Source organism: Marinomonas sp. FW-1, assembly GCF_005222245.1.
Taxonomy (GTDB): Bacteria; Pseudomonadota; Gammaproteobacteria; order Pseudomonadales; family Marinomonadaceae; genus Marinomonas; species Marinomonas alcarazii.
This window is the reverse complement of the sequence record NZ_CP025987.1, coordinates 2,816,644-2,830,242: the sequence shown is the minus strand read 5'-3', so window position 1 is coordinate 2,830,242 and position 13,599 is coordinate 2,816,644. Positions and strand designations below refer to the sequence as shown.

The following is a 13,599-nucleotide window of genomic DNA, read 5'->3' as shown; positions in this document are numbered from 1 at the left end:
AAGGCAACAAGACATGATTTGTCTTGTTGCCTTTGCATTTTGTCACCGATTCTACGTTTATATTAACGACTACAAGTTCGGGTGTGTATTTTCTACATGGTGCTTCTCTTTCACAGGACGAACCATTAAGTTCGCGAAAAAACCAACTACCAGTAACCCAGCCATAACATACATCGTTGTATTGTAGAGGCTAGACGTTGGGTCGACTGTTCCTGCTGGAGCGATTTCCATTAATTTAGCAACGGTCACCGACTTCGCTGCGATGAGTTCATTTAGCTGGGAGATAGGAGCATTGAACTTTTGCTCGAACGCGGCTGTGTCTATCTTGCTAACCAAATCGGTAATGGCATTTTCTACAGAAAGATTTCTTAGGTAGGTGATAACGAAAGGCCCAAGAACCCCTGCCGTTGCCCATGCCGTTAGCAATCGACCATGGATACCACCAACGTGTAGCGTGCCAAAAATATCCGCGAGGTACGCTGGAATCGTTGCAAAACCACCACCGTACATAGTGAAGATAATCATGGTTGCTGCGTAGAACATGATCAGCCAAGTCACTGATGGATCAGCGCTTACCGCTGAGGCGGCATAAGGAATGGACAGATACAAAAGTGTGCCAAGTACGAAGAAGCAATGGTAGGTATTTTTGCGTCCAATGAAGTCGGAAGTCGATGCCCAAAAGAATCGACCACACATATTAAAAACTGAAATCATTAATACGTATGTGCCAGCAAAGCTTGCTGTCGCAATGGTCGGGAGTGTTGACCCAAAGATTTCCGTCATCATGGTTTTTGCAATGCCAATGACGCCGATACCTGCGGTCACGTTTAAGCACAATACAGCCCACAATAGCCAAAACTGAGGCGTTTTTAATGCCTGATTAATATGAACATTGTTGCGACTAATCATAACGTTAGCGGCATTTTTTGCGGGTGGCGTCCAACCCTCAGGCTTCCAATCTTCAGGTGGCACACGATAAGCAAAGGCTGCAACCATCATGATAATAAAGTAGACAATCCCCAGCGTTAAAAACACGCTAGACGCGCCAGTGTCACCTGTGCCAACAACATAAACCCCAGCTTCACCTGGAGTAGGTAGCTTTGCCGCTTCAGCAGCGCTGGCAACGACCACTTCTAATTTGCCACTGGCCATTTCTGCAAAGCGCTTACCGCCTTCAGTGATTAGATTTACGGCCGATTCAGGCCCAAGGTAGGTAGGTGCGACAGCGAATTTTTCTAATAAAAAAGCTTTTAGAGGCGCGCCAATCATCGCTCCGCCACCGAATCCCATTATTGCCATGCCTGTTGCCATACCGCGTTTATCAGGGAACCATCGCAGCAGCGTAGAAACAGGGGAGACATAGCCAAGCCCCAAGCCACAGCCACCTAAAACACCATAACCTAAATACACCAGCCATAATTGGTGCGTTGATATCCCAACGCTGCCGATAATAAAACCGCCTCCCCAAAGGAATGCCGCTGTAACACCAACACAACGCGGACCTACTTCTTCAAGCCATTTACCGGCAACGGCTGCCGATAGACCAAGAAATACAATGGCCACAGAAAATATCCATACCACACTGCTAAGACTCCAGTCTTGAGCTGCGCTCGTGACAACGCCAAACTCTTTCGTCAATGCCGGATTAAAAATACTCCACGCATAAACAGAGCCAATACATAAGTGAATAGCAATTGAAGCGGGTGGAACTAACCAACGGTTAAAGTTTGGAGATGCAATGATTTTATCCTTCATGAGGAAGGATAAAAGAGTCCTAATCAGGTTCATAATCTGTGTCCTTGTAGAATTATTGTGATTTCGGCAACCAGTTACAAAATATTACATAGAGATTATAATTTTTTATAGCAGAAAGGATATGTATATTTCGCAAATATTGTCAGTTAGGTCGTTTTTCTTATCTTTGGCAAAGTGCTAAGTCGAAGGTGTGCTTTTCTTTCATGGAAAATTTATAACAGTGATATACTGTTTCCATAGTAAACATTCTTATCGGAGTATTTCTTTGTTCAACGCGTTATTAACTCAATTAAAAGAGCTTTTTGCTTGGAGCGATATCAAGCGTCCTTGGCATCTCGCCGTTCTTGCTGCTGTTTGTGTCGGTGTGCCTGTTTTAATTGGTGCAGCGTTAGATCAATTTGCAGTAGCGACCTTGTCTAGTTTAGGGGCCATGGTGATATTGTATTTACCTAAAACTCGAACTGCGCACCGTATGGTGACGCTTGCCATGTGCTCTTTTGGTTTTATGATCTGCTTTAGTATTGGTTCTCTTTCCAGCTTTAATCATTATGTCGCGGCTTTAGCTCTTGGGTTGTTGTCTTTTGGCTCTATTGTCATTACACGCTATTACCGTCTACCACCACCGGGTAGTTTTTTCTTTATTCTGGTATCTGCCTTGGCTATTTACTTACCGTTTGATCTTGGTAGATGGTCATCAAATATTGGCATGGTGGCATTGGGTGGGATGTTATCCTGCTTTTTGGCATTCTTTTACAGCCTGATGACGGGAGCCAATGATTTACCTGTTACCAAGATAGAAACGGACCCTCGGGTGAATGCGATTATTCTAGAAGCCGCTTTGGTGGCGTTCTTTATTGCTTTCTCCTATTTTATCGCAGTTATATTTGAACTAGAAAATGCGCTTTGGGTGCCCATTTCATGCGCGGCTATTTTGCAGGGCGCCACTTACCGTATGATTTGGCATCGTAATATCCATAGAATAGTAGGAACGGCACTTGGCATGGGAGTAGCGTATTCGCTATTTTCTTTTCAGCCTAACTATTGGGTACTGGCGTTAAGCATGATTTTCTTCCAGTTTGTTGTGGAGTTGCTGATTGTCAAAAACTACGGTGCCGCGGTGATTTTTATTACACCTTTAACCGTGATTATGGCTGAAATTACCAGTGCGAATATCAGTACAGAGGTCTTACTAGAACATCGGCTTGTCGATATTTCTATTGGTAGTGCGATTGGTATTCTCGGTGGCACTATTTTTCACCGCACTTCTCTTTTAAAACACATTGAATCTAGAATGAATACACGTAGCTCGCTATCAGGTCGTAAGCCTTCCTAAGCGTGTTTTGTTATTTGTTAGTTGCTTAAAGCCTTCTATAGACGTACGCTGCAAAACTCTGCGGATTGATAAAAAATTGCTTCCGCAGTTCTTATGAAGGTGCCTGTAATAGGGTGAAACGGGAAACAGGTGCGTTTTAAAAACAAAGCCTGTACTGCCCCCGCAACGGTAAATAAGTGGTGTGTTTCTTCTTAATTCCACTGTCTTTTAGATGGGAAGGAATAAGAGTATTAGAAATACAGATCTGCCAAACACTTATCAGTCCGGAGACCGGCCTTCATTAATTTGGACACTTTTTTCGGTATTTTTTGCCGCTTAATTGTCCGCTAATTTGAATCATACGGGTGAGTATGAAACATATTTTGGAGGCACATAGTGCATATTGAACCTGGCGTCGTTGATGGCGCGAAAATTGTTTTGAGTTACGCTACCGCTTTGGCAGCTTTGGGCTTGTCGGCGAAAGCATCTATCGACATGATCAAAAAAGACGGACTAGTGTCTTTAATCAGTCGCAGTGTGTTAACCACGCTTTTTGTCTTTGCCTTTTTTGAACTCTTGCCGCATCACGCTGTTGGTGTGTCTGAAGTGCATCTTATCTTAGGCTCAACCCTATTTTTGATCTTTGGCCCTGCAGCGGCGTCTATTGGCTTGATATTTGGTTTGTTAACACAAGGCGTGTTCTTTGCTCCGTTTGACCTGCCACAATATGGTATGAACGTTACGACCTTGTTATTACCGCTATTTGCTATGTCGGCCGTGGCTCGTCGTACGATTGCAGAAAATACGGCTTATGTAGATATTTCTTATAAGCAGGCATTGCAGCTGTCTTTAACTTATCAAGGCGGTATTGTTGCTTGGGTGGCTTTTTGGGCGTTTTATGGTCAAGGCTTCGGCGCTGAAAACTTAACCTCTGTGGCGACGTTTGGTATGGCGTATTTGAGTGTTGTGCTGCTAGAGCCTGTGCTTGATCTTGCGGTATTAGCTGCCGCAAAAAGCTTGCATCGTTTTAAGAACTCTTCTTTGCTTGAAGCGCGTTTATTTAATTAAACATCTTGGTATGTTTTTTATATGCCTATCCTGTCTTTGTACAGGATAGGCATTTTTATGTATTCAGCGCTTATATTGTCCGTGCTCGCTGACAAACTCTAAAAAGGCGCGATTGGCTTTTGATAGATAACTGTCTTTACGCCACGCAATACCTAGGTCTAGCCAGATTGGCGGATCAAAAGAGCGAGTAATTAAGTCGTCGTCATCTTCAATCACCATGGCAAGTAGGGTGGATATGCCGAAGCCCTGTTGAGTGATGGACTTAATGAGCGGAATTAAGTTGGTTTCAAAACCGATTTTAGGTGTCTTTTTGCAGACTTTCGCCAGTTTATCGACAATACGGCGGTGAAAATAGCCTTCTTTGAACATCACCAACTCTTCATCGAAAAACGCTTCTGGTGAGATTCGCTCTAATTGACTAAAAGGGTGATCCGTCGCAATCGTTACCAGCATTTCTTCTCGTATTAGCGCTTGTGTTTCTAAGCTATCAGGTAAGGTTTCTGCAACAATAACACTAAGATCTAACTCACCATTTTCGAGCATTTTCTGTAGCTGCCAAGTGCCTCCTTCAATAACTTTTAAGGCAATGCTTGGGTATTTATGGCGAAATGCCATAAGAATAGGGGGGAAGTAATAAGAGCCAAGCATACTTGGAATACCGACACGAACTTCACCTTGGCTTAAGCCTTTTAACTCACTCATTTCTAGTAAAGCGTCGTCTGTTGCCTGAATAATTTTTTCCGCATGCGTCAGCAGTTTTTGGCCTTCATCTGTTAAGCCTATATTACGGTCTGCTCGATGGATTAAGGTCAAGCCCAGGTCTGTCTCTAGTTTTTTTATTGCCATACTCACAGCAGGTTGTGCAACGCCAAGCTGCTGAGCGGCTTTTGTAAAACTCTCGGTTTTTGCAATGGCAATGAAATAACGCAGCGGTTTAATATCCATCAACAACCCTTATGAATTGGATAAGATGGATATATTTTATTGATTATTTTCCTAAGCGTATAGTGTCGTATTAATTTATATTGTATTCGGAGCAACTTTGCGTTTGATGTTGCTGCGATCGTTGGAGAATGTTTGTGATAGAAGTGGGTAGTTCTGTTTTTTGGCGAGGCACCATAGCGCTCATTATTGGCTCTTTCATGATTTTTGCTAACGTCTATGTGACACAGCCTTTGCTACCTATGATTGCTAATGAGTTTTCCATTAGTCCACTGCAAGCCAGCGGTAGCTTTACCATCACGACACTGACCTTGGGTATCTCTTTACTTTTCTATGGGCCGATTTCAGACGCCTTAGGCCGCAAAGGTATTATGGTTATGACCATGGTTGGTATTACTTTAACGACTTTCTGTTTGTCCCTCGTACAGAGTTATGAATCATTACTAGTTTTACGTGGCCTGCAAGGTTTCTTCTTGGCTGGGCTACCTGCCATAGCCGTTGCTTATTTGGGGGATGAATATACGCCAGAAGCGTTAATGGTAGCGGTTGGTTTGTATATCAGCGGAAACACATTAGGCGGCATTGGTGGTCGTCTTATCGGTGGTTTTGTTGGCGAATGGCTAGGGCGTTCAGCGACCTTTGGCGTGATGAGTGCGATCAGTTTACTGTGTTTATTGGCTTTTTTCTTTCTGCTGCCAAAATCTCAGCATTTTGAAGCAAAACCTTTGCGTGTTGGTCACATTCTGATGAACATGAAAAGTCATTTACAGAACCGTCGTTTAATAACCAGTTACTGCATTGGCGGTTTTAGCTTCTTTATTTTTATTAACCAATACAGTTACGTGACCTTCGTTTTGGAAGCTGCGCCTTATAACTTATCGGCTAAATACGTTGGCTTGCTCTTTTTGACCTACCTGTCTGGCACCTTAGGCTCAGCTCTTTCTGGCAAGCTTGCCAAGCGCTGGAGTCAACCGAATATTATGGTGCTAGGCACTTGTATTTTCATGTTGGGGTCTTTAGTTACCTTGGGCGATTCTTTAATAGCAATCATCACAGGGTTATTGATAAACAGTTTTGGCTTCTTTCTATGCCATTCTACTGCCAGCAGCTTTGTGAGCCGCAATGCTAAACACTCTAAGGCAAGCGCTTCATCTTTGTACTTGGTGTTTTACTATCTAGGCGCGAGTCTTGGTGGGTTTTATCTTGATCCTTTCTGGCAAACGGATGGCTGGACTGGAGTGATTTTAGGCTCGTGGTTGGTATTAGGTTTCGTTGTATTGGCTGGGGTGAGCTTGATTCGACAAACGAGAACCGCGAATCAATTAAGCTCCGACGCACTATAAATGTTGGAGCTTAATAAAATATGAATGACGCTGATATTAAAGGAGTTGCCAGACACGAATGATCACCGCAGGGTTTTCATTGTAATCATCGGCTAGGTCTACAGTCCCTAAAAATATTGATTTATTCATCCATTCATATGGACTACCGATCGGCGCTTCAAAACTAAGTACACTTCTAGCGTAGTTATGTTTTGGGTCACTTTCGGTAGGTTGAGCTCTGATGATGGCTTTATTTTGCACTAGGATGATAAAGCCATCTTCGGTTTTAAGCGCGTATTTTGCCTCTAATTCTCTACTACCATCAGGTCTACCAAGCTGCCAGTCACCGCCACCAGAAATAACTTCACCTTTTAGAGATGGGCCTTCAAATTCGCCACCTGTGATCCAAATGATGCCTCGTTCGCCATATTTACTTTGCCCAACAGTGACTCGTTCTTTGTCTATCTTCACACGAGATTCGTAGATGAATTTGGTTTCAAAGCGATTGTCTCTATTTGGATCTTCGTTGGCTGCTAATGCGCCAGCGCTGGTTAGCAAAGACATTGCACACACTGCGATGGTCGAAATGATTTTAAACATACTTGTTCTCCTTTTTTATTGTTAGCGCTTGTATTGCTTAAGAGGATCCTTTCGCAAATGAAGGTATTTTGATATCAGGAAGATAATGTTTAACTATACAATTATTTGAAGTAGAAACGTTATTATATTTTGTTATAGGTTTAGACTGTATTGTAGGGTAATAAGGGCTCTTGTTGAGCCCTTATTATCAATAACTCACCGAAAAGCTGTCATAAATGGTCCATTGAAATTACCATACTCGTTATTGCATAATCGAATGCCTCCAACAGAGTAAAATATGAACACCAAAATATACAAAGAAGTGCTTTATCTCGCCAAAGAACTCATGACCTGCGCCAACAAAAAAGACCAAGCGGGCTTTGATGCTTATTATGCGGAATTGAAAGCTATATGTGATGACAACGACGGCACAGACAAAGACCACCCAGTACAGTGGGAAACTCTAGGCGACTTTACCGACGATCTAGAACAGGCGATTGTTATCTATGACAAAGCCTTAGAAAAAGCCGCTGCTATAAACTCCAAAGATTACCTTTCCTCCATTGGCTTCGCGGCCGCTCAACTGAAACTAGAACTTGGCGACAAAAACGGTGCCATTGAATACCTAGAACAAGCCAAAATCCACAGCAATAAAATCATCGATAAAGAGCTAAAAGCGGAAATTCACGACGTGCTGTTTGACCTGAAAAAAGCCTAAAGAAACAAGAGACACAGAATGGAACGTCCTACCAAGGAACAGATTAGCCAATTACCCTTATATATTGGCCTAGGCCTTCGTGACATCGTCATCGTTGAAAACGAACTTGATGCCGCACAAGCCATAAAAGAGCTAGAAAACGAAACCTCTATTGGATTCGATACCGAGAGCAAACCGATTTTCCAAAAAGGCCAAGTCAGCCCAGGTCCATCGCTTATTCAACTGGCGACTGAATCAAAAGCCTTTCTGTTCCCTGTTCGATTTCCTGTCGCCGTTGCGGCAGTGAAGGAAGTGTTAGAGAACCCAAAGATCAAAAAAATCGGCTTTGGTATTAAAGACGACAACAAAGAACTGCGCAATAAACTCAGCATCGACATCACCAACACCCAAGACTTATCCTTCACCTTAAAGCAACTTGCTGGAGAGAAAAACAGCATCGGCGCCCGCGCCGCCGTCGCCATGGTTCTTGGAAAACGCCTTGGCAAAGGCGCCCAAAAATCCAACTGGGGCGCTTATCCTCTTAAAGAAAACCAAATTCTGTATGCCGCCAATGACGCGCATTCGGCTATTTGTGTGGATAGGGCGTTGACTTCATTAAGGTCTTAGTTTCTTCCCCTTTTCAAGGGGAAGACGGAAGATGGGGTTATTGGTTCTATTCAAACGCTTTGTATTCCCAAAAAATTCCAGTTACTACGATATTTTAGTAGCTGGAATACTTACACTATATCAGATGTTATTTTTCGATAATTGGTGCGTATGGGCCATTCAGTAGCCCCTGATTTGGTTTATATATTGCGATATTATTTGCTGTTCTGGCGACAGTAGGTGTTTGATCCGAAATAGAGTTCATTATTTGTGATGCAACTGCGCTTACTAGGCTGCCAATTAGGCCATTGCTACCTGAGTTAGAACTTTGGACAACAGAAGCGCTTGCATCCCATAAGAGAACGCCTGTTTTTCCATCAACTAATCTCATTGATACGTTAACGACAGTATCAGAGGAAAGCACATTAAACTTTTGCCCCCAGTCATTAATTTCTACATATAGAACGGCATCAGCACCAATATGTTCATATAGTTTTTCGAGAGGAACGGAGTTCATTTCTTCTGGCGTTGGCAATCCATTTTCTTTCATAAAAGTATCAATGACAGCCACTGGAAATACGTAATAGCCTTTTTCACCTAAGGGTCTACTTATTGTTGATAAGTAAATATACGGTGCGTTTACCTCAACAGAGTTATTTTTAGGAGGAATAACTAAGATTGACCTAGGTTCAGATGCCAAGAGTGCTTCATAATTATATGGCGGTGGTGTTGAACACCCTGTAATTAAAAGAACTAGTGGGAGTGAAAATAGTAAAAATGCTTTTTTGAAAAATAGCATTATTTAGCTCCTTCTAAACGGTTCATCATTCCATCTATCAGTATCGCAGACTCTGGAAATAGGGATTTTTCAGTCATGAATTCTGCTTTAGATTGAGCTACATTTCCTTCTAAAGCATACATATACCCAAGATGAGCATGAATGCCTGGTGCTATGGGTATATTCTGAGCTTCTGCTTTTTGAATATCAGTGACTAAAGTTGAAATTTGAGTCGTTGAATCAGCACTACCGGGCTCAATGTACATCCCATACAGCATGTTTTCGTATTCTCCCCAGTAGAAAGTGCTTTTCTTAGTGGCGCAGCCACTCAAGATAAACAGCGAAAAAAATACTATAGCGAAAGATACTTTATTGGAGTGTTTGATGTTTTTATTACTGCTCATTTGATAGCACCACCCATGTGCCGTTCTCTAGATCACGTACAATATTATTTACTGCTTCTGTTATGGCGAAGTTTAGTACTTTGCCGTTTAGTGTTGCATCGTAACTAGCAGTTGATCCAAAGCCTACTACTTCTCGATTACTGAGTTCATATTCACCAGCGGCTTGAGTGGAATAAACAATTTCTCCATTCACAACATCGACAATGTTAATGCTGACTTTTGCATAGGCTGTTTGAGTTTTTGCTGATCCAAGAATTCCAAAAAGCTGTTTATCCCCAGTTACCTTTCGTCCAAATTCTGTTACATCACCGGTAATTGTATATCTAGCGCCAGTTAAAGTTTGTTTTACACCATTCAGCTCAGCTTCACGTTTTAAAACTTCTAAATTCTCTCTGTCTACTACTTTAAAACGATTAGTTTGTTGAAGGTGTGTCTTCAGAATGGTTTTAGATTGGTTTCCTAGTTTGTCAGTGCCTGACGAAAAAAGGCCTTGCATGTATGAAGAGCGGTTTTGGAAGTTGCCAACAACCAACGTTGTTTTTATTCCTTTGTAATCAGTGTTATAGCTTTTTACTGTCTCCGATTCGACAGAACGATGCGACTGGTTTACCGAGCAACCAGCTAAAGTTAAAGCTGTTGCTATAGATAAGCAAACCATAGAATTTTTTAAATTTCGAAAGAAAGGGCTTGTCATTTGATACTCCATGTAAAAATACAAATTAATTTTTCTGATTTAAAAATCGAGGCGATTTTATCCATATCTGGGTACAATAACCAGAATTATCGATCACAAAGTTTCCCTTATCTTTGTTGTTTTTTTACAGGTGATACTTAAGCAAGTTTTGGTCAAAATCAATGTAGGTAGTTTTTATACTTCGTTAGGATTAGGAGTATTAATATCTTGTGAATGAGACATCCATCATGGATCGTAAATATTTTTTGAAATGAGGGTTAGATGAAGAATCCCTCTGTTTTTCATACAACCCTGGCTAACCCTTTATTCCCCTTAGTCTTGGAATAAACGTCGTTCAAGAAGAGATTGCATATCACGACGACCATCAGCGATCACCATGACATAAACTGACTGCGAACTGATTCGATAAATAATACGATAGGGTTTGAAATAGATTTCTCGATACTCTCGTAGACCGATAGCTAGCAGCTCATTTGAGTAACTCCCGCGCTCGGGATTATCAGCAAGGCTTAAAAATGCCTCTTCAATGTTGTCTAGAACGTAATCTGCTTTTTCTAGAGCATCATGAGATTCGATATAGTTGTATAGAGCCTCAAGATCGTAAGCAGCATCATCAGTGAGAAAAACCTGATAGCTCATTAGCGGCTTTTACTCCGGTTACGAAGCTTGGCGACAACGTCACCAGCAGGCTGAACTTTACCTTCGTCTACTTGGCGCTGCCCCAGAGCCAATATCTTAAGTAGCGCCATAGTCTCTTGAGTTTGCTCATAGCTTTTGATGTCTTGTATAACCGCCTTAGCCTCACCGTTTTGAGTGATCACCATCGGCTGCATGTTAGTAGACAGGTTACGCACGACCTCAGCAGCGTGAGCTTTCAAATAGCTAATAGGTTTGATTTGATCTGATAGTTTCATAAATACCTCTTTGTTACGACCAAATATAGTCCTTAAACAGGTCCTCGGTCAATGAGGGTAGTCGTGATAACGCGGGGTTTAGTTTCTTCCTCTTTTTAATGGAAGGGCAGATATGTGAAGTATTGGGGACGTTGTTGTGATGCAAATTGCTACAAAAGTAGCATTTTGCTACAGTTCTTATGCAACACTAAGGAGATTTTATTATGTCTACAGCAAGTATTCGACTTGATCAAGAACTGGTTGATAGAGCGGCTATCATGGCAAAAGCCTTAAACCGTACAACACCTAAGCAAATTGAACACTGGGCGAAAATTGGTGAAATGATGGAAGATAACCCTGATTTGCCTTATGAGTTCGTAAAACAAGCCATTATTGCCAAAGCGGAAAAAGAAGCCGGAAAACTTGAGGAATACAGCTTTGGCTAACATTACTCAAGTTCTTCAAACAACCACATTTAAAAAAGCGGTCAAAAAACTGCATAAAAACCAAAAAGCGGATCTGGATAACGCGATCAGAGAATTGATTGAAGATCCGCTTCTAGGGCAGCAAAAGAAAGGCGATTTATCCTTCCTCCGTGTTTACAAATTTAACATGGTGAAAAAACTTACATTACTTGGCTACAGCTACGAAGATGGCACCCTTACACTCGAACTCATGGCATTGGGTTCTCATGAAAATTTTTATCGTGATGTGAAAAATAGTGTTTGAGTGGCTATGAGCCATAATGGTTAAGCCCGCTTCAATGGTTCCAGATATTTCTTAGGCTTAGAACAAAGGACTAATTTTCATCTGACCCTAATTGTTCGACAAACATGTTTAATTTTTATCTGGGGATAATTGCTCCTATAACTTCAAGACTCACTTTTGATTTATAACGCCCGCGTAAAGCGCGCGAGATACGAGCGTCGCATTTGACGCGATTGTTAGGTGCTATACGTGATGCAACCATTTTCTATACTCTTCCACACTTTCTAGAGCCTTTTCGAATGATTCCGGTGGACCTTCACCGCGCACAAGGCTTACAAGTGTAGGTATGCTCATTGTTGAAACTACGCTCCCATTCGGCGCTTGATTTGCCCTTGCGATATGATGAAACGTAACTTTCTGAATTGCCTCTTCGCTTCTGTCTTTTAGGTCTGCGATTAACTCATTTAAATGAAGATAAGCTATATTCCCGTAAGCAAGAGTTTCTGAAACAGACGGAATATAGCCTTTGTGAACTACCGCATTACGAAATTCCTTCCATGTTCTAGTATTGTTTTTTGAAACGCCATCGAGATTGGGTTTATCATTGTCAATTATTGGTGGTTCGCCACCATTATGGTCTATTAAGTATGCGAAAAGGTAAGCACCAAACTGCCGCTCGGACTGATTTGCAACGTGCCTCCATGCTTTTTGAAAATCGGTTAGTTCCATGCCGTGTTTCAGGCAGATAGTGGCCACATAGAACTCATAGAATCGCTCAATAGCAGCAGCAATGCTGGTGACGGCTTCCCTTGGGTAGCCATCGATTAATGCCATAGCACCAAAGTCGAACAGCACCTCAAACTTCTGTTGTTGGATTACTGTAAGAGTTGTGTGGCCGTTGCTGCATGTTGACGAATATAGGCCGTCATCACGAATTTCAACAGGTTGAAATTCTAAAGATGGACGCCCTTGCTCTTGAAAGCATTGCATACAGTTAATTCGTAGCTTCATAACTTCCTTGCACCTAATATTTTGTTAATGCACATGCGAGTTTAGATAATTTCAAAATCATCAAAATCTCCCTATAACCAACTGAATAATAAAGTTTTTATAAGGACATTAAAAACTCAAAACTGGAAAAACGAGCACGCGCGTTTACACCTTTATCCACAGCGCGTTATTTCTGTGCTGTAGATCCTTATTCATTGATATTAGGGGACTTTCTTGTTTTCTGCCAGTGCAAATACGCAAAACACGACTATTCAAAACTGGGAAACCAAGCCAAAATTTGGCAGCCATAAAAATACACTGTATATGCACCCATAAATTGCGTTTTAAATTTCGGCTCAAAAAGGTAGTTTCTTATCCTAGCCCATAAGAGATCTATTCCCGCCTTCGCGGAAATGACTTATTTTTAGTGGGAATAATGAAAGCTTCGCTTTCCACGGCGGATCACGGTCGTTCCTCCCTCATCGCGCCCTACGAAAGACCTGCATCACAGAGGAAGTCAGTTCGACGCAATCCCGATTGCGCGACTTTATGGAGTTTCAGAGTCAGTTAAAAGTATCTTCTCTCCAGCCTGCAAAACAATCTATGCCTTACGATGTAAATCGTCTTGCTAAAACTGATAATAAATAAAGTGAATCAGACGTTTGGGCGATAGCCCGACAAGCGAATTTTTGGTTACTTTTTGGGCGCTAGCAAAAAGTTACCCGCTCAGCAGAGCGGAATAAAGATTGGGAATATAAAGCGTTTGAATGGAGCATAAATTCCGCGTCGGGCTGAATCTGAGATCCTAGACCATAAGAGCTTGATTCCCGCCTTCGCGGGAATGACGTGTC

The 13,599-nt window shown here is 41.9% G+C and carries 16 protein-coding genes and 1 riboswitch; of the genes, 7 read left to right on the top strand and 9 right to left on the bottom strand.

The window, feature by feature from the left end:
- Positions 1-69: 69 nt before the first annotated feature.
- Positions 70-1,788, bottom strand: coding sequence for an OFA family MFS transporter (locus C1X04_RS13145; RefSeq protein ID WP_137170198.1), 1,719 nt, complete (start codon positions 1,786-1,788; stop codon positions 70-72).
- Positions 1,789-2,020: 232 nt separating this feature from the next.
- Between C1X04_RS13145 and C1X04_RS13140 the strand changes: the two genes are divergently transcribed.
- Complete coding sequence (locus C1X04_RS13140; protein WP_137170197.1) at positions 2,021-3,088, top strand: FUSC family protein; 1,068 nt, start codon at positions 2,021-2,023, stop codon at positions 3,086-3,088.
- Between the two features lie 80 nt (positions 3,089-3,168).
- Positions 3,169-3,382, top strand: a riboswitch (cobalamin riboswitch).
- Positions 3,383-3,463: 81 nt separating this feature from the next.
- Positions 3,464-4,135, top strand: coding sequence for an energy-coupling factor ABC transporter permease (locus C1X04_RS13135; RefSeq protein WP_137170196.1), 672 nt, complete (start codon positions 3,464-3,466; stop codon positions 4,133-4,135).
- A gap of 63 nt (positions 4,136-4,198) precedes the next feature.
- On the opposite strand, the gene C1X04_RS13130 is transcribed toward C1X04_RS13135, so the two are convergent.
- Positions 4,199-5,080, bottom strand: coding sequence for a LysR family transcriptional regulator (locus C1X04_RS13130; protein WP_137170195.1), 882 nt, complete (start codon positions 5,078-5,080; stop codon positions 4,199-4,201).
- 134 nt (positions 5,081-5,214) lie between these two features.
- Here C1X04_RS13130 and C1X04_RS13125 point away from each other — a divergent pair, with 134 nt between their 5' ends.
- The gene (locus C1X04_RS13125) at positions 5,215-6,420 is read left to right on the top strand and encodes an MFS transporter (RefSeq protein ID WP_137170194.1); all 1,206 of its coding nucleotides are present in this window, start codon (positions 5,215-5,217) and stop codon (positions 6,418-6,420) included.
- Positions 6,421-6,456: 36 nt separating this feature from the next.
- On the opposite strand, the gene C1X04_RS13120 is transcribed toward C1X04_RS13125, so the two are convergent.
- The gene (locus tag C1X04_RS13120) at positions 6,457-6,999 is read right to left on the bottom strand and encodes a DUF3237 domain-containing protein (protein WP_110574001.1); all 543 of its coding nucleotides are present in this window, start codon (positions 6,997-6,999) and stop codon (positions 6,457-6,459) included.
- A gap of 277 nt (positions 7,000-7,276) precedes the next feature.
- On the opposite strand from C1X04_RS13120, the gene C1X04_RS13115 reads away from it, so the two are divergent.
- Together C1X04_RS13115 and C1X04_RS13110 are read left to right on the top strand one after the other, a co-directional pair.
- Positions 7,277-7,696 carry a tetratricopeptide repeat protein gene (locus C1X04_RS13115; protein ID WP_110573998.1) on the top strand — a complete coding sequence of 140 codons (420 nt, stop codon included), beginning with the start codon at positions 7,277-7,279 and terminating at the stop codon, positions 7,694-7,696.
- 18 nt (positions 7,697-7,714) lie between these two features.
- Positions 7,715-8,302 carry a 3'-5' exonuclease gene (locus tag C1X04_RS13110; protein ID WP_137170193.1) on the top strand — a complete coding sequence of 196 codons (588 nt, stop codon included), beginning with the start codon at positions 7,715-7,717 and terminating at the stop codon, positions 8,300-8,302.
- Positions 8,303-8,429: 127 nt separating this feature from the next.
- On the opposite strand, the gene C1X04_RS13105 is transcribed toward C1X04_RS13110, so the two are convergent.
- From C1X04_RS13105 to C1X04_RS13085, 5 genes are all read right to left on the bottom strand, one after another.
- Positions 8,430-9,080 (bottom strand): GNA1162 family protein, encoded by a 651-nt coding sequence (locus C1X04_RS13105; RefSeq protein WP_137170192.1) that lies wholly within the window; start codon positions 9,078-9,080, stop codon positions 8,430-8,432.
- A complete protein-coding gene (locus tag C1X04_RS13100) occupies positions 9,080-9,463 on the bottom strand; it encodes a DUF4810 domain-containing protein (protein WP_137170191.1) in 384 nt (127 codons plus the stop codon). Before C1X04_RS13100 ends, C1X04_RS13105 begins: the two co-directional genes overlap by 1 nt.
- Positions 9,453-10,157 (bottom strand): CsgG/HfaB family protein, encoded by a 705-nt coding sequence (locus C1X04_RS13095; RefSeq protein WP_254682267.1) that lies wholly within the window; start codon positions 10,155-10,157, stop codon positions 9,453-9,455. The genes C1X04_RS13100 and C1X04_RS13095 overlap by 11 nt, the downstream gene beginning before the upstream one ends.
- Before the next feature lie 312 nt (positions 10,158-10,469).
- Positions 10,470-10,796, bottom strand: coding sequence for a type II toxin-antitoxin system RelE/ParE family toxin (locus C1X04_RS13090; protein WP_137170190.1), 327 nt, complete (start codon positions 10,794-10,796; stop codon positions 10,470-10,472).
- Positions 10,796-11,071 carry a type II toxin-antitoxin system Phd/YefM family antitoxin gene (locus C1X04_RS13085; protein WP_137170189.1) on the bottom strand — a complete coding sequence of 92 codons (276 nt, stop codon included), beginning with the start codon at positions 11,069-11,071 and terminating at the stop codon, positions 10,796-10,798. Before C1X04_RS13085 ends, C1X04_RS13090 begins: the two co-directional genes overlap by 1 nt.
- Before the next feature lie 203 nt (positions 11,072-11,274).
- On the opposite strand from C1X04_RS13085, the gene C1X04_RS13080 reads away from it, so the two are divergent.
- Together C1X04_RS13080 and C1X04_RS13075 are read left to right on the top strand one after the other, a co-directional pair.
- On the top strand, positions 11,275-11,496 hold the full coding sequence (locus C1X04_RS13080) for a hypothetical protein (RefSeq protein WP_137170188.1): 222 nt from the start codon (positions 11,275-11,277) through the stop codon (positions 11,494-11,496).
- On the top strand, positions 11,489-11,779 hold the full coding sequence (locus C1X04_RS13075) for a type II toxin-antitoxin system RelE/ParE family toxin (RefSeq protein WP_137170187.1): 291 nt from the start codon (positions 11,489-11,491) through the stop codon (positions 11,777-11,779). The genes C1X04_RS13080 and C1X04_RS13075 overlap by 8 nt, the downstream gene beginning before the upstream one ends.
- A gap of 222 nt (positions 11,780-12,001) precedes the next feature.
- Here C1X04_RS13075 and C1X04_RS13070 read toward each other — a convergent pair whose 3' ends face one another.
- On the bottom strand, positions 12,002-12,769 hold the full coding sequence (locus C1X04_RS13070) for a hypothetical protein (RefSeq protein WP_137170186.1): 768 nt from the start codon (positions 12,767-12,769) through the stop codon (positions 12,002-12,004).
- Positions 12,770-13,599: the final 830 nt, after the last annotated feature.